Here is a 19,682-nt window from a genome sequence, read left to right as displayed (position 1 = left end):
CTAGCCGACTCCTCCTCGGTCCGCCTTCTCGGACCGCATCGTCGTCGACTGGTTCCGATTGTGTGCGGCCAAACCGCGGTGTGCTCCGTCCCGGAATGCCTCTCGTCTGGCGAAACTTCCTGTCGTGGGGACACTTCCTCTGTGGGGAAGCACCGTTGCGGCCCCAATAACTAACCGATACCCAGCCTAGTGTCCGGTCACACCCTCGGCGGGAAAAGCCGTCTCTAGCGCCGCCGTGCGTGGGACGAAATCCTCAGTAAGGTAAGGACGCGTGAAAGCCCTCCGCCGCTTTACCGTCCGCGCTCACCTTCCCGAACGGCTGGCCGCGCTGGATCAGCTGTCGACCAACTTGCGATGGTCATGGGACAAGCCGACCCAGGACTTGTTCGCGACCATCGACGCCGGCCTGTGGGAGCGGTGCGGCTCTGATCCGGTGGCGTTGCTGGGCGCGGTGAATCCGGCACGACTCGATGAGCTGGCGCTCGACGAAACGTTCCTCGGCCGGCTCGATCAGCTGGCCGCCGACCTGAACGAGTACCTGAGCCGTCCGCTGTGGTACCAGCAGCAGCAAGCCGAAGGCGTGGCGATGCCGACCGCCATCGCCTACTTCTCGATGGAGTTCGGCGTCGCCGAGGTGCTGCCCAACTACTCGGGCGGCTTGGGCATCCTCGCCGGCGACCACCTGAAGTCGGCCTCCGATCTGGGGGTGCCGCTGGTGGCGGTGGGCCTCTACTACCGTTCCGGCTACTTCCGCCAGTCGCTGACCGCGGACGGCTGGCAGAACGAGACCTACCCGTCGCTGGACCCGCAGGGGCTGCCGCTGCGGCTACTCACCGATGCCGCCGGCGATCCCGTTCTGGTCGAGCTGACGCTTCCCGAGTCCGCCCAGCTGCACGCGCGGGTCTGGGTTGCCCAGGTGGGCCGGGTACCGCTGCTTCTGCTCGATTCCGATGTCCCCGAGAACGAGCATGAGCTGCGCGGCATCACCGACCGGCTGTACGGCGGTGACCAGGAACACCGGATGAGGCAGGAGCTGCTGGCCGGCATCGGCGGGGTGCGGGCGATCCGCGCGTTCACCGCCATCGAAGGCCTGCCCGCGCCCGAGGTGTTCCACATGAATGAGGGGCACGCGGGTTTCCTCGGAGCGGAACGCATCCGTGAGTTGATGACCGATGCCGGGTTGGACTTCGACACCGCGCTGGCCGTCGTGCGATCCAGCACCGTGTTCACCACTCACACTCCGGTGCCCGCCGGTATCGACCGCTTCCCGATCGACATGGTGCGGCTCTACTTCGACGGCCACGTCGAGGACGATCCCGGCAAGAAGAAAGCCGGTTCCAAAAGTGCGCCCGCGTTGTTGCCGGGCGTACCGACGGCCCGGATTCTCGCGCTCGGCGCCGAGGACGATCCGACCAAATTCAACATGGCGCATATGGGTCTGCGGCTGGCGCAGCGGGCCAACGGAGTCTCGTTGCTGCACGGTGAGGTGAGTCGGGCCATGTTCAGCGAGCTGTGGTCCGGGTTCGACGCGGGTGAGGTGCCGATCGGGTCGATCACCAACGGAGTTCATGCGCGCACCTGGGCGGCGCCGCAATGGTTGCAGTTGGGGCGGGAGCTGGCCGGTTCGGATTCGTTCGGCGATCCGGGCGTCTGGCTTCGACTGAACCAGGTTGACGCGGGCCACCTCTGGTGGATCCGCTCGCAATTGCGGTCGCTGCTGGTCGAGGATGTCCGGCAGCGGCTACGCAAATCCTGGTTGGAACGGGGCGCATCGGACGCCGAATTGGGCTGGATAGCAACGGCATTCGATCCGAATGTGCTCACCATCGGGTTCGCCCGGCGGGTGCCCACGTACAAGCGGCTGACGCTGATGCTGCGCGACCCGGAGCGGCTTGAACGCCTGCTGCTCGATGAGGACAGGCCGATTCAGCTGATCGTCGCCGGGAAGTCGCACCCGGCCGACGACGGGGGCAAGGCGTTGATCCAGCAGGTGGTGCGCTTCGCCGACCGGCCGGAGGTGCGCCACCGCATCGCGTTTTTGCCCGACTACGACATGTCCATGGCCCGGCACTTGTACTGGGGGTGCGACGTCTGGCTGAACAACCCCCTGCGGCCGCTGGAGGCCTGCGGCACCTCCGGGATGAAGAGCGCGCTCAACGGTGGGCTGAATCTGTCCATCCGCGACGGTTGGTGGGACGAGTGGTACGACGGCGAAAACGGTTGGGAGATACCGTCTGCCGACGGCGTGGCCGACGAGGCTCGCCGCGACGACCTGGAGGCCAGCGCGCTCTACGACCTGCTGGAGCAGGCCGTGGCGCCCAAGTTCTACGAACGTGACGACCACGGGGTGCCGCCGCGGTGGATCGAGATGGTGCGGCACACACTGCAGACGCTCGGCCCGAAGGTGCTGGCCTCGCGCATGGTGCGCGACTACGTGGAGCGGTACTACACGCACGCGGCGCAGTCGCTGCGCAGGACCGTCGGTCCCGCCGAGGACGGTGCGGACGGCGCCGAGTTCGGCGCGGCCCGCGAGCTGGCCGCCTACCGTCGGCGCGCCGAGGAGGCCTGGCCCAAGATCACCATCACCGATGTGGACAGCACCGGGCTGCCCGACACGCCGGTGCTCGGCTCCAAGCTGACCCTGACCGCCACCGTGGCGCTGGCCGGGCTGGCGCCCGACGAGGTCACGGTCCAAGGCGTGGTGGGCAGGGTCGACGCCAGCGACGCGCTGCTGGACCCGGTCACCGTCGAGATGGCGTATACCGGGACCGCCGAGGGCGGCAACCAGGTGTTCTCGACGACGCTGTCGTTACCGCTGGCCGGCGCAGTCGGGTACACCGTTCGCGTGCTGCCCCACCACCCGATGCTTGCCGCCGCCACCGAGCTGGGTCTGGTCACGCTGGCCCGCTGACCTCACGCCGGAAGACCCTCCGACGCGGTGCGCAGCCGCTCCAGCGCGGCGCGGACCTGTGCCGGATTCGTGGTCTGCCAGAACGGCGGCAGCGAGGCACGCAGGTAGCCGCCATAGCCGGCGGTGACCATCCGCGAGTCCAGCAGCGCGACCACTCCGCGGTCGGTGATGCGGCGCAACAGCCGACCCGAGCCCTGCGCCAACAGCAACCCGGCGTGGCTGGCGGCGACCGCCATGAAGCCGTTGCCGCCGCGCGCGGCCACCGCTCGCTGGCGGGCGCCCAGCAGCGGATCGTCCGGCCGCGGAAACGGGATGCGGTCGATGAGCACCAGGGACAGGGACGGCCCCGGGACGTCGACGCCCTGCCAGAGCGACAGAGTGCCGAACAACGAGGTCTGCTCGTCGGCGCTGAACTGCTCCACCAGCGCGGAGGTGCTGTCGTCGCCCTGACACAGCACCGGCGTCGAGAGCCGTTGGCGCATGGCTTCCGCGGCGGCCCGCGCGGCTCGCATCGACGAGAACAGTCCCAGCGTGCGCCCGCCCGCCGCGGTGATGAGCTCGGCGATCTCGGTCAGCTGCTCGGCCGACCCGGTGCCGTCCCGGCCAGGGGGCGGTAGGTGCGCGGCGACATAGAGGATTCCGGCCTTGGCGTGCTCGAACGGCGAGCCGACGTCGACACCGCGCCAGGGCATTTCGGTATCGGCCGCGGTCAGCCCCCACGCCGCGGCCATCGCGTCGAAAGACCCGCCGATGGTCAGGGTCGCCGACGTCAACACGGTGGTGGAACGGGCGAACACCCGGTCGCGCAGGAGGCCCGCGACCGACAGCGGCGCAACCCGCAACACCGGGCGCAGCGCGCCCCGGTTGTCCTCGTGGTCCAGCCACACCACCTCGGTGCGATCCGGAATGGCAGGAGTGAACGACGACAGGACCCGCGCGGCGGTATCGGAAATCTCGCTCAGCGCCGCTATCGCCTCGGCGCGTGCGGCGGCCGCTTTCGCGTCGCTCGTGGTGTCGATCGCCGAGCGTGCCGCGCCGGCCGCGTCGCGCAGGGCGGTCACGTACGTCGCCAGCTCCTCGTCGAGGCGGTCGATGCGGCCCGGCGTGCCGTCGTGGATCGCCGCGGCGAAGTTGGCCGTCGCCGCCTCCAGCCGCTGGGTCAGTTCGGGGTTCACCAACCGGGCGATACGCCGCGCCGCGACGCCCAGGGCGGCCGGCGTCAGCTCCGCGGTGGCCACCGACGTCACTCGGTCGACCAACTCGTGGGCCTCGTCCACGACCAGCAGCGCATGTTCGGGCAGCACCGCAGACTCGGCGACGGCGTCGATGGCGAGCAGCGCATGGTTGGTGACCACGATGTCGGCGCCCCCGGCCCGGCCCCGCGCCCGTTCGGAGAAGCATTCGGAGCCAAAGGGACAGCGGGCCACGCCCACGCATTCCCGTGCCGAAACGCTGACCTGGGACCAGGATCGATCCGGCACACCGGGCTTCAGGTCATCGCGGTCACCGGATTCGGTCGTCGAGGCCCACGTGGTGAGCCGTTGGACGTCACGCCCCAGGGCGGTGGCCGCCATGGGATCGAAGAGCTCCTCCTGCGGCCGGTCGCCGGTCCCTTCCTCGGCGTCGGCGCCGCCATTGTGGATCTTGTTCAGGCACAAATAGTTTCGGCGTCCCTTGAGCAACGCGAACTGCGGGCGGCGCGGAAGGGCGTCGGCGATCGAATCGATCAACCTGGGCAGGTCCCGATCGACGAGCTGCCGCTGCAGCGCGATGGTGGCCGTGGACACCACGACCGGCGAGTCGTCATCGATGGCGCGGACGATCGCGGGCACGAGGTAGGCCAGCGACTTTCCGGTGCCGGTACCGGCCTGCACGACGAGATGCTCGCCGGTGGCGAACGCCCGCGCGACGGCGTCGGCCATCTCGAGCTGGCCGCTGCGCTCACTGCCGCCGAGCGCGGCCACGGCGATGGCCAGCAACTCGGGCACGGACACTTCGGACGTGGTCAGCCTCTTTTGCTCTGCGGTGCTACCGGCGGCCGGCGGGGATCTGAGTCGTCGGGATCGCGGGTTCGCCGTGGGAGAGGTTCAGCCCTTCCCACGGCAGACTGCGCAGCCCGGAAGCTACCAGCTCGCGCGCCGCGGCCACATTCGGTTTGGATACCACGTCGCCACCGCGGACCAGTGGGACGGTCAACACCCGGGACGGCTCGGTGACCGGGGGCCGGCTGCCGGCCGGATACACCAGCTCCTCGGTGACGGTGCCGGTCGTGCGCGTCAGGCGCAGCGCCTCTTTGCGGCCGCCGCGGGATTCCTTGTGGCTGCTGCGCTTTTGTACCGGCATTCCGTCGACCTCGACCAGCTTGTAGACCATGTTCGCCGTCGGCGCGCCCGAACCCGTCACGAGCGACGTGCCGACGCCGTAACTGTCCACCGGTTCGGCACCCAGGGCGGCAATCGAGAACTCGTCGAGGTCGCCGGAGACCACGATGCGGGTTCCGGTGGCTCCCAGACCGTCGAGCTGCTCGCGGACCTGGCGGGCCAGCACGCCCAACTCCCCGGAGTCGATACGGACCGCGCCGAGCGACTCCCCGGCGGCCGCCACGGCGTTGGCCACGCCGGTCGTCACGTCGTAGGTGTCCACCAGCAGCGTGGTGTCGACGCCCAGCGCGTCGACCTGCGCGCGGAAAGCGGCCAGTTCGGTCACTTCGGCGGGCTCTCCGCTCGCATGCAGCATGGTGAACGCGTGCGCCGACGTGCCCTGCGCGGGGATTCCGTATCGGCGCTGGGCCTCGAGGTTGGACGACGCGGCGAAGCCGGCGATATAGGCCGCCCGCGCCGCGGCGACCGCGGCATGCTCATGGGTGCGCCGTGACCCCATCTCGATCAGCGGACGGTCCCTGGCCGCGCTCACCATTCGCGCCGCCGCGGACGCGACCGCCGTGTCGTGGTTGAAGATCGACAACGCCAGCGTCTCGAGCACCACGCATTCGGCGAACGTGCCGGTCACCGACAAGACGGGCGAGCCGGGGAAGTACAGCTCGCCTTCGGCGTAGCCGTCGATATCGCCGCGGAACCGGAAATCGCGCAAGTAGCGCAACGCATCTGGATCGAGGAATTGCGCCAGCAGCTGACACGCCTCGTCGTCGAAACCGAACTGCGGCAACGCTTCGAGCAGGCGGCCGGTCCCACAGACCACGCCGTAGCGGCGCCCCTCGGGGAGTCGGCGCGCGAACAATTCGAAGGTCGTCGGCCGACCGGCGGTACCGTCTCGCAGCGCCGCCGCCAGCATCGTCAACTCGTACTTGTCGGTAAGCAGCCCAGTTACGACCGGGTCGTTCATTCCATAACGGTATCGGCTGCCGTCGGGGGCTCGGAAACCTCGCCGGTCGCTCGGTATCGTGGAGGCCATGGTTGTTATGTCAGCGCCCACTAAGCCGGGCACTACAGGACAACGCGAGTCCGCTCCGGTAGACGTCACGGCGAGTCCGTGGGTCACGATCGTGTGGGATGACCCGGTCAATCTGATGACCTACGTGACGTATGTGTTCCAGAAGTTGTTCGGCTACAGCGAGCCGCACGCCACCAAGCTGATGCTGCAGGTGCACAACGAAGGCAGGGCGGTGGTGTCGGCCGGCAGCCGGGAATCCATGGAAGTCGACGTGTCCAAGCTGCATGCGGCCGGGTTGTGGGCGACGCTGCAGCAGGACCGCTGATACTCGAGGCCGCGGCGATTACCTGTGCGCAAGTGGAAGCGCGTCGAGACCGCGGACGGTCCCCGTTTTCGGTCCGCCCTGGCGTCGCACGAGGCCGCCCTGCTGAAGAACTTGGCAACCGCCATGGTCGGGTTGCTCGATGAGCGTGAATCATCCTCGCCCGCAGACGAACTGGAACAGATCACCGGCATAAAGACCGGAAACAGCGATCCGCCGAAGGACCCGACCCTGCGCCGGTTGCTGCCCGACTTCTTCCATCCCGATGACGATGACCCATCGGCTTCCGACGCCGCCGAGACCCTCAACGCCGCGCTGCGCAGCCTGCACGAGCCCGAGATCATCGACGCCAAACGCCTTGCGGCGCAGCGGATGTTAGACACCGTTCCCGCAGAAGGCGGCCGGTTCGACCTGACCGAGGAGGACGCGAACGCCTGGGTGGCGGCGGTCAACGACATCCGGTTGACGCTGGGAGTGATGCTCGAGGTCGGGCCCGAAGGGCCGGAGCGGCTGCCCGCCGACCACCCGCTGGCGGTGCACTTCGACGTGTACCAGTGGTTGACCGTCTTGCAGGAATACCTCGTCCTGGTGCTCATGGGGTCCCGATGAGCCCCGATCGCGGTCCGATGGACGCCATCACCGACGTCGGGGGTATCCGCGTCGGTCACCATCATCGCCTCGACCCGGACGCGTCCATGGGCGCGGGATGGGCCCGCGGCGTCACCGTCGTGCTGACCCCGCCTGGGACCGTCGGGGCCGTCGACTGCCGCGGCGGCGCGCCCGGTACCCGGGAGACCGACCTGCTGGACCCGGCCAACACCGTGCGTTACGTCGACGCGGTGTTGCTCGCCGGCGGCAGCGCCTACGGTCTGGCCGCCGCTGACGGCGTGATGGGCTGGCTGGAAGAACGCGAACGCGGGGTGGCGATGAATGGCGGCGTGGTGCCCATCGTGCCCGGCGCCGTGATCTTCGATCTGCCGGTCGGCGGGTGGGATCGCCGCCCGACGGCGGAGTTCGGCTACCTGGCCTGTGAAGCCGCCGCGAGTGGCGAGGGTGCGCCGGCGGTCGGCAACGTCGGTGCCGGCGTCGGGGCGCGTGCCGGGGTGTTCAAGGGCGGCGTCGGGACGGCTTCCACGACGCTGCCGTGCGGGGTAACCGTCGGCGCGGTGGTCGTGGTGAACTCGGCCGGCGACGTCGCCGACCGGGCCACCGGCCTGCCGTGGATGGCGGACCTCATTCAGGAGTTCGCGCTGCGGCCACCGCCGCCGGAGGAGATCGACGCGTTCGCGCAGTTGCCGACCGCGTCGAGCCCGCTGGACAACCCGCTCAACACCGTCATCGGGGTCGTGGCGACCGACGCGGCGCTGAGCCCGGCCGCGTGCCGGCGCGTCGCCGTGGCCGCGCAGGACGGCCTGGCCCGTACCGTACGGCCGGCGCACACCCCGTACGACGGCGACACCGTGTTCGCACTGGCCACCGGGGCGGTGGAGGTACCGCTCCCACCCGACGCGCCCGCCTCGTTTTCGCCGGAGATGCGGCTGGCCGCGGAGGTCGGTGCCGCCGCGGCCGACTGCCTGGCGCGCGCGGTGCTGGTGGGCGTGTTCGCCGCGGATTCGGTGGCCGGCATACCCGCCTACCACGACGTGTTGCCCGGAGCGTTTGCCCGATGAGAAGTTCCCCGCCGTTCGCGCCGGTAACCTGCAGCTATGGGTAAGACCAAGGGCCGCCCTGGCACACCGGCGACGTCGGCAAAACGGCCCGCGTGGGTGGTCGGCGGGGCCACGATCCTCACCTTCGTCGCGCTGCTCTACCTGATTGAGCTGATCGACCAGCTGACCCGGCACTCCCTGGACGAGAACGGCATCAGACCGCTTGAGGCCGACGGGCTGTGGGGGATCGTCTTTTCCCCGGTATTGCACGCCAGTTGGCAGCATCTGATGGCCAACACGATCCCGCTGTTGGTGCTCGGGTTTCTCATGACGCTCGCCGGCCTGAGCCGGTTCGTCTGGGCCACCGCGATCGTGTGGATCCTCGGCGGCTTCGGCACTTGGCTCATCGGGGACGTGGGCAGCTCCTGCGGGCCGACCGACCACATCGGGGCCTCCGGCCTGATCTTCGGCTGGCTGGCCTTCCTGCTCGTGTTCGGGATATTCGTGCGCAGGTTCACCGACATCGCGATCGGGCTGGTGGTGTTGTTCGCCTACGGCGGAGTGTTGCTGGGTGCCATGCCGGTGCTCGGCAGATGCGGTGGCGTGTCGTGGCAGGGTCACCTGTGCGGTGCGATCGCCGGCGTCGTCGCCGCGTATTGGTTGTCCGCGCCGGAACGCAAAGCCCGCGCGAAGAGAAAAGCCGGCGCCGCCACGCCGCGCCCCAAGACATGACCTCGCCGTTGGCGCCCGTCGGGATCTTCGACTCCGGTGTCGGGGGACTGACCGTCGCGCGGGCCATCATCGACCAATTGCCCGACGAGGACATCGTCTACGTGGGCGACACGGGCAACGGGCCATACGGTCCGCTGACCATTCCCGAGGTCCGCGCGCACGCGTTGGCCATCGGGGACGACCTTGTCGGGCGCGGAGTGAAGGCATTGGTGATTGCGTGCAACACCGCGTCCGCGGCTTGCCTGCGGGACGCCCGCGAGCGGTATGACGTACCGGTCGTCGAGGTGATCCTGCCGGCGGTGCGTCGTGCCGTCGCCACCACGCGCAATGGGCGCATCGGTGTCATCGGCACTCAGGCGACCATCAACTCGCACGCCTACCAGGACGCATTCGCCGCCGCCCGCGACACCGAGATCACCGCCGTGGCCTGCCCGCGCTTCGTCGACTTCGTCGAGCGCGGCGTGACCAGTGGCCGTCAGGTGCTCGGGCTGGCCGAGGGCTACCTCGAGCCGCTGCAGCGCGCCCAGGTCGACACCCTGGTTCTCGGGTGCACGCACTACCCACTGCTGTCCGGGCTGATCCAGCTGGCGATGGGCGAGCAGGTGACGCTGGTGTCGAGCGCCGAGGAAACCGCCAAGGAGGTACTCCGCGTGCTCACCGAGCGCGACCTGCTGCGTCCGCATGACGCGCCGCCCGCGACCCGGGTCTTCGAAGCCACCGGCGACCCCGAGGCATTCACCACGTTGGCCGCGCGATTCCTGGGTCCCGCGGTCACCGGCGTGCAGCCCGTTCACCACGTGCGGATCGACTAGTGCCGATGGTCGAGATCCGCTTCATCCGGCTTCGCCGCACTCGCGATCCCCACTGGTGCGGGACGAGATTCTCATCACACCAATGCGGCGATGTTTTCGTCACGGTCCTATCGGGCATGGCACAGTAGTGTCCGTGCGAATAACCGTGCTCGGCTGCTCGGGCAGCGTGGTAGGGCCGGATTCGCCCGCGTCGGGATATCTGCTCCGGGCACCGGACACACCGCCGATGGTCATCGACTTCGGCGGCGGCGTGCTAGGCGCGCTTCAGCGCTACGCCGATCCCGCCTCCGTGCACGTGCTCCTATCCCATCTGCACGCGGACCACTGCCTGGATTTGCCCGGCCTGTTCGTGTGGCGGCGCTACCATCCGTCGCGGCCGGACGGTAAGGCGTTGTTGTACGGCCCCGGCGACACCTGGTCCCGGCTGGGGGCGGCCTCATCACCGTACGGCGGTGAAATCGACGACTGCTCAGACATTTTCGACGTCCGGCATTGGGTCGACGGCGAACCGGTCACGCTCGGCTCCCTCACGGTGACGCCGCGGGTGGTCGCCCACCCGACCGAGTCGTACGGCCTGCGGATCACCGATTCGACCGGCGCCTCGTTCGTCTACAGCGGTGACACCGGCGTCTGTGACCAGCTCGTCGAGCTGGCGCGCGACGCCGACGTCTTTCTCTGCGAAGCTTCCTGGACGCACTCCCCGGACCGCCCGCCCGCACTGCATTTGTCGGGCACCGAGGCCGGCCGGATCGCGGCGCAGGCCGGCGTCCGCGAACTGTTGTTGACCCACATCCCGCCGTGGACGTCGCGCGAGGACGTGATCAGCGAGGCGAAGGCGGAGTTCGACGGCCCCGTGCATGCGGTGGTGTGCGGCGAATCTTTCGATATCCGCCGCTCTGAAAGGGTCTGAGCATCCCACGTTAGGGTTGGCGTCGTGACCAGACGAGAAGACGGCCGCCTTGACGACGAGCTTCGCCAGGTAGTCATCACCCGCGGATTCACCGACCACCCGGCGGGGTCGGTACTCATCGAATTCGGCCACACCAAGGTGATGTGCACCGCCAGCGTCACCGATGGTGTGCCGCGCTGGCGCAAGGGGTCGGGGCTGGGGTGGCTGACCGCCGAGTACGCGATGTTGCCGTCGGCAACCCATACGCGCTCCGATCGCGAATCGGTGAAGGGACGGCTTTCCGGGCGCACCCAGGAGATCAGCCGACTGATCGGCCGGTCGCTGCGGGCCTGCATCGACCTGGCGGCGTTGGGGGAGAACACCATTGCGGTCGATTGCGACGTGCTGCAGGCCGACGGGGGCACCCGCACCGCCGCCATCACGGGCGCCTTCGTGGCCCTGGCCGACGCCGTCACTTACCTGGCGGCGGCGGGCAAGCTGTCCGATCCGCGACCGTTGTCGTGTGCCATCGCGGCGATCAGCGTCGGGGTGGTTGACGGCAGGATCCGGGTGGACCTGCCCTATGAGGAAGACGCGCGGGCCGAGGTCGACATGAACGTCGTCGCCACCGACACCGGCACACTCGTGGAGGTGCAGGGAACCGGCGAGGGCGCGACGTTCCCGCGTTCGACGCTGGACAAATTACTCGACGTGGCGCTGGCCGCCTGCGACAAGTTGTTCGCCGCTCAGCGCGAGGCGCTGGCCCTGCCGTATCCGGGTGAGCTGCCCGAGGGCTCTGCGCCGCCGAAGGCGTTCGGCAGCTGACGCGTCTGCTGGTCGCCAGCCTGACCTTGGCCTAACTGTCCCGCGGTTTACCACCGCCGACACCGCGGCCAAGACGAGACAACTTCCGGTCGGTCATGACTCGTCCTTCTGCAGCTCGAATATTGGGATGGTGCGTGTGGTTTTCGACTGGTAGTTCGCGAACGCGAACGCGGGTACGGTCGCGTTGATCTTGGGGATGATCGCCTGACGTTCGGACGAGTCGAGCTCGTGCGCGACGACGTCGAACGACTCGGTGGCGACTTCAACGCGCGCCCGCGGGTTGGCCCGCAGGTTGTGCACCCACCCCGGGTTGACGTCGGCGCCACCGTAACCCGCGACGATCAGCAGCTTGCCGTCGATACGGAAGACCACCAGCGGCGCGACGCGCGGCTCGCCGGACTTCGCGCCGTTCGTAGTGAGTAGCAACAGCTCGTTGCCCTCGAATCGTCCGCCGACCTTGCCGGCGTTGGCGCGAAACTCGTCGGTGATGTTGTTATTGAGCGCCTTGAGCGTCTCGCTATCGGGTTTCTGACTCACTCTGGACGAAGCTGATTCGTCGCCCTGTGTATTCCTTGCGGAACCTGTCGCGTGTATGCCGTGTCGGCACTGCCTATGCGATTGGCCGGGGTGTATCGGCAACGGCCCAGACGCGTGTTCAGGACTAGATGATGACCCGCCTGCTGGTCGCCAGCCGCTTGGGGCGCGCCCGTCAAGGCCTGCTCAGAGGCCCCCGCACTGCGCTGGGCCGCTGAAGATCGTGGCCCAGGGAGGGCAACTGGGGTCACGTGGCGCCGGGCCCGTTTCTGCCTGCATGTGCGGCCCGGGTGGGTAGTTCTCATCGGAAAAGTGATAGTCGTGGCAGGCGTTCATGTCCCAAGCGCCTACTACATTGCCGCCTGCCGGCAGGCGTTGCCCTGGGCACCAACATGCCGAATATTGACTGCAGCCCGGGGGGTTGGCCTGAGCGGCACCGGCGCCCAGCGCCAGACAGGCCAGCCCCGAGCCGCCGGAGATGATCAAGGTCGCTGCCCACCCCGCGGTGAGTCGCTTCATAAACTCGAATTGTCCGCGCTTCGATGCGGCGTGTACAGGGGCTTTCCGGTGCCATCAATACGGGCACGGCCGCACAAGGGGACCCGACGCCCACCCGCGCATCGCCGAGCGATGTACTTAGGCATGTTCGCCATCGTCCCGAGCCCGTGATGAACCCGCCTTGCCGTCACGAGATGCATTGGAGTGATTGGTGACCCGGCTCCTGGTCGCCAGCCGCAACCCCAAAAAGCTGGCCGAATTGCGCCGGGTGCTCGACGCCGCCGGCCTTACCGGGCTGACACTGGTCTCTTTGCATGACGTGCCGCCCTTCGCCGAGGCGCCCGAAACGGGCGCGACCTTCGAGGACAACGCATTGGCCAAAGCGCGGGATGCGTTCGCCGCGACGGGTCTGGCCTCGGTGGCCGACGACTCCGGCCTGGAGGTGGTCGCTTTGAACGCCATGCCCGGCGTGCTGTCGGCGCGCTGGTCGGGTGATCACGGCGACGACGCCGCCAACACCGCGCTGCTGTTGGCGCAGTTGCGCGACGTGCCCGACGAACGGCGCGGCGCGGCGTTCGTGTCGGCCTGCGCCTTCGCCGGGCCTTCCGGCGAAGTCGTCGTCCGCGGGGAGTGGCCCGGCAGCATCGCTCGGGAACCGCGGGGGGACGGCGGCTTCGGGTATGACCCGGTCTTCATTCCAGAGGGTTCCGACCGCACCGCGGCCGAGCTCAGCCCCGAGGAGAAGGATGCGGTCTCCCATCGCGGTCGCGCTCTCGCGTTGCTAGTGCCGGCGCTGCGCGACTTGCTGCCCTAGGCTCCTGCCGAGTGTGAAGCTGGCCGCACGTTCGGCCTTGAGTGTGAAGCCAGCCGCACACTCGAGCCCTACAGGCCGAAGCGGGCCTTCACGTCCCTGGTCTGAACCTGCTCGACGATGATGCCGACCAGCGGGATGGTCCCGGCAAGGAGCACACCGATCGTCTTGGGAATCGGCCACCGCACCTTGACCGCCAGATTGAAGGCGGTCAGGACATAGATGAAGTAGACCCAGCCGTGCACCACCTCGATCCAGCGGATCTCGTGGTGCAACACCAGGTGCGAGACGATCTCGTAGCACAGCGCGATCAGCCAAAGACCCGTCGTCCACGCCATGATCCGGTAGCCGAGCAACGCGGTGCGGATCTTCTCGACGGGGAATGCCGACGCTGATCTCTCCGGTGTGGTCATGCGGTGGTCCTGTTCTGTTTTTCGGTGTCTTGTTTGGCAAGCTCGGCCAGATAGGCGTTGTACTCCGCCAGCGCGGGGTCATCGGACGGTTGTTGCATCGGCTTGGGGCGCTCGGGCAGCAGGCCGGCGGGTATCTCGGTGACGGCGACGTCCCGCCGAGGCTCCGGCGGCATCTCTTCGTAACGCACGTATTTGCGGTATGCGTACACGCAGAACCAGGCGAACAGCGGCCACTGCAGCGCGTAGCCGAGGTTCTGGAATGTGCCCGAGACCGACTGGAACCTGGTCCACTGCCACCAGCCCAGCGCCAGGCAACCGCAGGCCGCGACGATCACCAAGGCGATCAGCGCGGGCCTGCGACGATGAGTAGTGGACACCCCTTGAAGGTACCGCTCACGATTTGGGTCCGACGAATTCGTCGAGGCGCGCCGTCGTCAGGTCCGTCCGCGAACTGAGCGGTACGATCGGCACGCTGCGGGCGTGGCGAAATGGCATACGCGCCGGCTTTAGGTGCCGGTGCTCGAAAGAGCGTGAGGGTTCGAGTCCCTCCGCCCGCACCGTTATTTCGCGATCGCGAAGCGTCAAACGCGCTGTGCTGGGTACATGGACGGCACGGACACGAGGAGACGCCATGGCCACCGGAAATCAGCCACGCGAGGAAGTTCTTAGCGCGAAAGATGCGGAACTCGCCGAACGCAGAGCCGCCGAGGCTCGCGAACGCGCCGCGCATGCCGGGCTCTCGGCCGCTCGCAGCTTCGAGGAATCGGCCCGCAAACACGAACAGGTGGCACGGATGCAAGACCGGACCGTCGAGCTAGGGGTGTCCCATGTGCTTGAACACCGCGACTCGGCCGCCCAGCATCGCCTGTTCGCCGCAGAAGACCGCAAGCTCGCGGAGCTGAAGCGCAAAGAGTCCGAGGCCGATCTGGCTATCGACTAGGCGTCCAGGAAGCGCGCGCGAACCTCCGGCGGCGGCAGCGGACACGTGTCGTACTTGCCGAAGATGCGGTAGCGGACGTCGGCGACCCTGTCGTAGAGCCAGTCGCGCAGGGGAGTGGGGATGATGCGGGCAGCCTCGAGCAGCTTCCACGGCCCGCCGAGGTAATCAACCACCCGCAGCGCGGCTGCGGATCGCACGGCGACGCGTTCTCCCGGCTGGTCGGGCTCGTCGACGAACACCACGGAGTCCACGTCTTTGATGGATGGATGCCGGGCCAAGACCGCCTGGGCAAAGTCGCTGTCCAGGGCCGCAAAGCGCAGGGTGCCGCGGTGATCGAACCGAAGTATCGTGCGTACCGCCGCGTTGCAGACGCCACAGACCCCGTCGTAGAGCAACACGGGCGGCACCGTTTCGCTGTGCACGCCCCCACGCTACCGGCTATCAGCCCCACCGACCACGAATTGACCTTTGGTAAGGCAACCCTTAGTTTGGGCGGTAACTTGTCGAGTGAAGGGTCCGCCGGGCCGTTCGGTGAAGTCGTCGCGGAGTTGAGCGCCGCAGGAAAGGACCGCTGATGGCGCGGGGGTTCTCCGGTGTGATGTTGCGAAGCTTCGGCGCACGTGACCACGCCGCCACCGTGATCGAAACCGTCCAGATTGCACCGCATTTCGTGCGGGTGCGCATGACATCACCGACGTTGTTCGAAGACGTGGACGCCGAGCCCGCCGCATGGCTACGGTTCTGGTTTCCTGACCCGGACGGATCCAACACCGAGTTCCAGCGCGCCTACACGATCTCCGAGGCCGACGTCCCCAGCGGCCGCTTCGCGGTCGACATCGTGCTGCACGAGCCCTCCGGCCCGGCGTCGAAGTGGGCCCGCACCGTGCAGCCCGGCGCCACGATCGCCGTCATGGCCTTGATGGGCTCGTCGCGATTCGACGTGCCCGACGAACAGCCGGCCGGCTACCTGCTGATCGGCGACTCGGCGTCCATCCCGGGCATGAACGGAATCATCGGGGTCGTCCCCGACGACGTCCCGATCGAGATGTATCTCGAGCAGCACGACGACAACGACGTCTTGATCCCGATCGCCCACCACCCTCGCCTGCGCGTGCACTGGGTCGCGCGGTGCGACGAGAAATCCCTTGCCGCGGCGATTGATAACCGCGACTGGTCCAACTGGTACGCCTGGGCCACGCCCGAGGCGACGGTGCTCAAGCACGTGCGGGCCCGGCTGCGCGACGAGTTCGGTTTCCCCAAGTCGGTAATACACGCCCAGGCGTATTGGAGCGCCGGGCGTGCGATGGGAACCCGCCGCGGCGACGAGGCGGAGTCCGTGAGCAACGTTGCGCCCGAACAGGTTACGGCGTCGGCCGACAAGACGCCTGCCCCGGCGGCCCGCGGAAGTTGGCGCGCCCAGGGCGCCGGCCGGTTGCTCACGCCGCTGCGCTCGGCGCTGATCCTCTCCGGCGTGTTGCAGGCCGTCATCACGGTGGTGCAGCTGGCGCCTTTCGTGCTGCTGGTCGAACTGGCCCGGCTGCTGGTAGCCGGGGCGCCCGCATCGCGACTTTGGGACGTCGGGATCGCCGCGGTCGCGCTGCTCGGAACGGGAACCGTGCTCGGTGCGGCCCTCACGCTGTGGCTGCACGTCATCGACGCGCGGTTCGCCGCCGACCTGCGATCGCGGTTGTTGCGCAAGCTATCTCGGTTACCGCTGGGCTGGTTTACCGCGCGCGGATCGGGCTCGATCAAGCAGCTGCTGCAGGACGACACGCTCTCGCTGCACTATCTGGTCACCCACGCCATCCCCGACGCGATCGCGGCGATCGTCGCGCCGGTCGCCGTGCTGGTCTACCTGCTCGTCGTCGACTGGCGGGTGGCGCTCGTGCTCTTCCTGCCCGTCCTGGTGTACTTGGTGTTGACGTCGTCGCTCACCATTCAGTCGGGCCCGCGCATCCCGCAATCGCAGCGCTGGGCCGAGACGATGAGCGGCGAGGCCGGCGCCTACCTGGAAGGCCAGCCGGTGATCCGCGTCTTCGGCGGCGCGGCCGCGTCCAGCTTCCGGCGCCGCCTGGACGAGTACGTCGAATTCCTGGTCTCCTGGCAGCGCCCGCTGGCCGGCAAGAAGACGCTCATGGACCTGGTTACCCGGCCGTCGACGTTCCTGTGGCTGATCGCGCTCACGGGCACCCTGCTCACCGTCACCGGACGAATGGACCCGGTGAACCTCCTGCCGTTCCTGTGGCTGGGCACCACCTTCGGCGCGCGACTGCTGGGGATCGCCTATGGGGTCGGCGGTATCAGCGCCGGCATGCTTGCCGCCCGGCGCCTGCAGAGCGCCCTTGACGAGCCCGAGCTGGACGTTCGAGAGCAGGACCGGTCCGCAGATTCGTCGGCGACGGTGGTTTTCGACGACGTCACTTTCGGCTACCGCCCGGGTGTTCCGATCATCCAGGACGTCTCGCTGACGCTGCGACCCGGCACGGTCACCGCCCTCGTGGGCCCGTCGGGGTCCGGCAAGTCGACGCTGGCCGCCCTGCTGGCCCGCTTTCACGATGTCGGCCAGGGCGTGATACGTGTTGGGGGACAGGACATCCGGGCGATGACCGCCGACGAACTCTACGCAATGGTCGGGTTCGTCCTGCAGGAGACCCAGCTGGTGCACGGCACCGTCGCGGAGAACGTCGCGCTGGCCGTCCCCGATGCCACCGCGGCCCAGATCGAGGAAGCGGCGCGTCAGGCCCAGATCCACGACCGGATCATGCGATTGCCCGACGGCTACGACACCGTGCTGGGCGCGGGAAGCGGCCTTTCGGGCGGCGAACGGCAGCGGCTGACCATCGCCCGGGCGATCCTGGCGGATACCCCGGTGCTGATCCTGGACGAGGCCACCGCGTTCGCCGATCCGGAATCGGAATACCTTGTCCAGCAGGCGCTTAACCGGTTGACCCAGGATCGCACGGTTTTGGTGATCGCGCATCGATTGCACACCATCACCGGAGCCGACCAGATCGTCGTCCTCGACCACGGCCGGATCGCCGAACGCGGCACGCACGACGAGCTTTTCGCCGCCGCCGGTCGGTATCGACGGCTGTGGGAGCGTGGCCGTCGAGACCCGGTTGCGGCCACCACGGTTCAGCAGGGGGCGCGATGATCCGCACGTGGTTGGGCCTGGTGCCCGCGGATCGCCGCACCAAGGTGATCGCCTACGCCGCGCTCGCGGTGCTCTCCGTGGTGCTGCGGGCGGCGGCCACCGTCCTGCTGGTGCCCCTGGTGGGCGCCCTGTTCAGCGATCCGCACCGCGCGCTGGTGTGGCTGGGCTGGCTCTCCGCCGCCACCGTCATCGGATGGGCGATCGACACCGCGACTGCGCGCATCGGCTTTGGCCTCGGCTTTGCCGTGCTCGACCACAGCCAGCACGACGTAGCGGACCGATTGCCCGTCGTCCGGATGGACTGGTTCACCGCCGAGCACACCGCGACCGCACGACAGGCGATTGCCGCCACGGGACCCGAACTGGTCGGCCTCGTCGTCAACCTGCTGACCCCGCTGATCTCCGCCATCCTGCTGCCCGCGGCCATAGGGCTGGCCTTACTCCCGATCTCATGGCAGCTCGGCGCGGCCGCGCTGGGCGGCGTGCCCCTGCTGCTGGGGGCGCTGTGGGCGTCAGCGCGGTTGACGCGGCGAGCCGACGCCGCGGCCGACGAAGCCAATGGCGCGCTCACCGAGCGGATCATCGAATTCGCCCGCACCCAGCAGGCGTTGCGGGCGGCGCGGCGGGTCGAGCCCGCGCGCAGCCTGGTCGGGGATGCGCTGGCCGCGCAGCACGGCGCGACCATGCGGCTGCTGTCCATGCAGATCCCGGGTCAGCTGCTGTTCAGCCTTGCCAGCCAGCTCTCCCTGATCCTGCTGGCGGGGGCGACCGCTGCGCTGACGGTGAACAAGACGGTCACGATCCCGGAAGCCATCGCCCTGATCGTCGTGATCGTGCGCTATCTGGAGCCGTTCACCACGATCAGCGAGCTGGCACCGGCGTTGGAGAGCACCCGCGCCACGCTCGACCGCATCCGCTCGGTCCTCACCGCGCCGCTGATGAACGCCGGGGCGGCCACGTTGCCCGATGCCGCCGCGGCGCCGCGCATCGAGTTCGACGACGTCACTTTCCGGTATGACGGAGCGACCGTGCCGGTGCTCGACGGGGTGAGCTTCTCATTGGCGCCGGGGAGCACCACGGCGATCGTCGGACCGTCCGGATCGGGCAAGAGCACCATCCTGGCGCTGATAGCGGGGCTGCACGAGCCCACCCGCGGCCGGGTCCTGATCGACGGCGTCGACGCGGCGACGCTGGACGCCGAAGCCCGCCGGGCGGCGAGCAGCGTGGTGTTCCAACATCCCTACCTGTTCCACGGGTCGATCTCCGACAACGTGTTCGCCGGGGATCCCGGCGCCGGCGATGACCAGTTCAAACGGGCCGTCGCCCTCGCCCGCGTCGACGAACTCATCGGTCGGCTTCCCGACGGCGCCGACACGGTCGTCGGCGAGGCCGGTTCCGCGCTGTCCGGTGGTGAACGCCAACGGGTCAGCATCGCGCGGGCACTGCTCAAGCCGGCGCCGATACTGCTGGTCGACGAGGCGACCAGCGCCCTGGACACCGAGAACGAGGCCGCGGTGGTCGACGCGCTCACCCTCGATCCCCGCTCACGCACCCAGGTGATCGTCGCCCACCGGTTGGCCAGCATCGGTCACGCCGACCGTGTCCTGTTCCTGGACGACGGCCGGGTGATCGAGGACGGGACGGTCGACGAATTGCTCGCGGCGGGTGGACGTTTCGACGAGTTCTGGCGCCAGCAGCATGAGGCCGCCGACTGGCGGATTCTCGCCGATTAGGTCACCGTAGTTGACCGCAGCACTTGCGGTATGCCTTACAGTTTGTCAGTCGGACGGAGCTGTCCGGGT

At 68.5% G+C, this 19,682-nt stretch carries 18 protein-coding genes and 1 tRNA gene; 13 read left to right on the top strand and 6 right to left on the bottom strand.

Translation table 11 applies throughout. From position 1 onward, the window contains the following. The first annotated feature begins 271 nt into the window (after nt 1-271). Nucleotides 272-2,911, top strand: coding sequence for an alpha-glucan family phosphorylase (gene glgP, locus H7J89_RS18410; RefSeq protein ID WP_264045324.1), 2,640 nt, complete (start codon nt 272-274; stop codon nt 2,909-2,911). Between the two features lie 2 nt (nt 2,912-2,913). Here glgP and H7J89_RS18405 read toward each other — a convergent pair whose 3' ends face one another. Then, nucleotides 2,914-4,920: an ATP-dependent DNA helicase gene (locus tag H7J89_RS18405; RefSeq protein ID WP_264046069.1), complete on the bottom strand. Its 2,007-nt coding sequence runs from the start codon at nt 4,918-4,920 to the stop codon at nt 2,914-2,916. Nucleotides 4,921-4,939: 19 nt separating this feature from the next. Further along, nucleotides 4,940-6,253, bottom strand: coding sequence for a nicotinate phosphoribosyltransferase (locus tag H7J89_RS18400; RefSeq protein ID WP_264045322.1), 1,314 nt, complete (start codon nt 6,251-6,253; stop codon nt 4,940-4,942). 67 nt (nt 6,254-6,320) lie between these two features. Between H7J89_RS18400 and clpS the strand changes: the two genes are divergently transcribed. The 7 genes from clpS (at nt 6,321) to rph (ending at nt 11,530) form a co-directional block, all read left to right on the top strand. Then, entirely contained in the window at nt 6,321-6,626 is a 306-nt protein-coding gene (clpS, locus tag H7J89_RS18395; protein ID WP_067950984.1) for an ATP-dependent Clp protease adapter ClpS, read from the top strand. 24 nt (nt 6,627-6,650) lie between these two features. Then, a complete protein-coding gene (aosR, locus tag H7J89_RS18390; protein WP_264045318.1) occupies nt 6,651-7,232 on the top strand; it encodes an oxidative stress transcriptional regulator AosR in 582 nt (193 codons plus the stop codon). Nucleotides 7,233-7,249: 17 nt separating this feature from the next. Beyond that, nucleotides 7,250-8,293, top strand: coding sequence for a P1 family peptidase (locus H7J89_RS18385; protein ID WP_264046068.1), 1,044 nt, complete (start codon nt 7,250-7,252; stop codon nt 8,291-8,293). Nucleotides 8,294-8,329: 36 nt separating this feature from the next. After that, complete coding sequence (locus H7J89_RS18380; protein WP_264045315.1) at nt 8,330-9,004, top strand: rhomboid family intramembrane serine protease; 675 nt, start codon at nt 8,330-8,332, stop codon at nt 9,002-9,004. Continuing rightward, nucleotides 9,001-9,816 (top strand): glutamate racemase, encoded by an 816-nt coding sequence (murI, locus tag H7J89_RS18375; RefSeq protein ID WP_264045313.1) that lies wholly within the window; start codon nt 9,001-9,003, stop codon nt 9,814-9,816. Before H7J89_RS18380 ends, murI begins: the two co-directional genes overlap by 4 nt. A 127-nt stretch (nt 9,817-9,943) precedes the next feature. Beyond that, nucleotides 9,944-10,726 (top strand): cyclic nucleotide-degrading phosphodiesterase, encoded by a 783-nt coding sequence (locus H7J89_RS18370; RefSeq protein ID WP_067950979.1) that lies wholly within the window; start codon nt 9,944-9,946, stop codon nt 10,724-10,726. A 24-nt stretch (nt 10,727-10,750) separates the two neighbouring features. Continuing rightward, nucleotides 10,751-11,530 (top strand): ribonuclease PH, encoded by a 780-nt coding sequence (gene rph, locus H7J89_RS18365; RefSeq protein WP_264045309.1) that lies wholly within the window; start codon nt 10,751-10,753, stop codon nt 11,528-11,530. 93 nt (nt 11,531-11,623) lie between these two features. Here rph and H7J89_RS18360 read toward each other — a convergent pair whose 3' ends face one another. Then, nucleotides 11,624-12,067 carry a nitroreductase family deazaflavin-dependent oxidoreductase gene (locus H7J89_RS18360; RefSeq protein WP_264045307.1) on the bottom strand — a complete coding sequence of 148 codons (444 nt, stop codon included), beginning with the start codon at nt 12,065-12,067 and terminating at the stop codon, nt 11,624-11,626. 703 nt (nt 12,068-12,770) lie between these two features. Here H7J89_RS18360 and rdgB point away from each other — a divergent pair. Further along, on the top strand, nt 12,771-13,376 hold the full coding sequence (gene rdgB / locus H7J89_RS18355; protein ID WP_264045305.1) for an RdgB/HAM1 family non-canonical purine NTP pyrophosphatase: 606 nt from the start codon (nt 12,771-12,773) through the stop codon (nt 13,374-13,376). A 68-nt stretch (nt 13,377-13,444) separates the two neighbouring features. On the opposite strand, the gene H7J89_RS18350 is transcribed toward rdgB, so the two are convergent. Next, nucleotides 13,445-13,786 carry a DUF3817 domain-containing protein gene (locus tag H7J89_RS18350; protein ID WP_264045303.1) on the bottom strand — a complete coding sequence of 114 codons (342 nt, stop codon included), beginning with the start codon at nt 13,784-13,786 and terminating at the stop codon, nt 13,445-13,447. Further along, complete coding sequence (locus H7J89_RS18345) at nt 13,783-14,163, bottom strand: hypothetical protein (RefSeq protein ID WP_264045301.1); 381 nt, start codon at nt 14,161-14,163, stop codon at nt 13,783-13,785. Before H7J89_RS18345 ends, H7J89_RS18350 begins: the two co-directional genes overlap by 4 nt. 97 nt (nt 14,164-14,260) lie before the next feature. Here H7J89_RS18345 and H7J89_RS18340 point away from each other — a divergent pair. Both H7J89_RS18340 and H7J89_RS18335 read left to right on the top strand, forming a co-directional pair. Beyond that, a tRNA-Leu gene (locus H7J89_RS18340) sits at nt 14,261-14,343 on the top strand. A gap of 74 nt (nt 14,344-14,417) precedes the next feature. Then, nucleotides 14,418-14,726 (top strand): hypothetical protein, encoded by a 309-nt coding sequence (locus tag H7J89_RS18335; RefSeq protein ID WP_264045299.1) that lies wholly within the window; start codon nt 14,418-14,420, stop codon nt 14,724-14,726. On the opposite strand, the gene H7J89_RS18330 is transcribed toward H7J89_RS18335, so the two are convergent. Further along, a complete protein-coding gene (locus tag H7J89_RS18330) occupies nt 14,723-15,148 on the bottom strand; it encodes a thiol-disulfide oxidoreductase DCC family protein (protein WP_264045297.1) in 426 nt (141 codons plus the stop codon). The genes H7J89_RS18335 and H7J89_RS18330 overlap by 4 nt on opposite strands. 152 nt (nt 15,149-15,300) lie before the next feature. Here H7J89_RS18330 and H7J89_RS18325 point away from each other — a divergent pair, with 152 nt between their 5' ends. Further along, nucleotides 15,301-17,880 carry an ABC transporter ATP-binding protein/permease gene (locus H7J89_RS18325; protein WP_264045295.1) on the top strand — a complete coding sequence of 860 codons (2,580 nt, stop codon included), beginning with the start codon at nt 15,301-15,303 and terminating at the stop codon, nt 17,878-17,880. After that, complete coding sequence (locus H7J89_RS18320; protein ID WP_264045293.1) at nt 17,877-19,613, top strand: ABC transporter ATP-binding protein; 1,737 nt, start codon at nt 17,877-17,879, stop codon at nt 19,611-19,613. The genes H7J89_RS18325 and H7J89_RS18320 overlap by 4 nt, the downstream gene beginning before the upstream one ends. The last annotated feature ends 69 nt before the right edge of the window (nt 19,614-19,682 follow it).

It is taken from the genome of Mycobacterium paraffinicum (assembly GCF_025822865.1).
Taxonomy (GTDB): domain Bacteria; phylum Actinomycetota; class Actinomycetes; order Mycobacteriales; family Mycobacteriaceae; genus Mycobacterium; species Mycobacterium paraffinicum.
Note: the sequence above shows the minus strand (reverse complement) of the source record. Positions and strands in the feature narration are given on the sequence as shown.

Coding starts and splice junctions, on each gene's coding strand:
- H7J89_RS18400 (WP_264045322.1), bottom strand. CDS start 6,253: ATGAACGACCCGGTCGTAACTGGGCTGCTTACCGACAAGTACGAGTTG.
- clpS (WP_067950984.1), top strand. CDS start 6,321: ATGGTTGTTATGTCAGCGCCCACTAAGCCGGGCACTACAGGACAACGC.
- H7J89_RS18385 (WP_264046068.1), top strand. CDS start 7,250: ATGGACGCCATCACCGACGTCGGGGGTATCCGCGTCGGTCACCATCAT.
- H7J89_RS18380 (WP_264045315.1), top strand. CDS start 8,330: ATGGGTAAGACCAAGGGCCGCCCTGGCACACCGGCGACGTCGGCAAAA.
- murI (WP_264045313.1), top strand. CDS start 9,001: ATGACCTCGCCGTTGGCGCCCGTCGGGATCTTCGACTCCGGTGTCGGG.
- H7J89_RS18350 (WP_264045303.1), bottom strand. CDS start 13,786: ATGACCACACCGGAGAGATCAGCGTCGGCATTCCCCGTCGAGAAGATC.
- H7J89_RS18335 (WP_264045299.1), top strand. CDS start 14,418: ATGGCCACCGGAAATCAGCCACGCGAGGAAGTTCTTAGCGCGAAAGAT.
- H7J89_RS18325 (WP_264045295.1), top strand. CDS start 15,301: ATGGCGCGGGGGTTCTCCGGTGTGATGTTGCGAAGCTTCGGCGCACGT.
- H7J89_RS18320 (WP_264045293.1), top strand. CDS start 17,877: ATGATCCGCACGTGGTTGGGCCTGGTGCCCGCGGATCGCCGCACCAAG.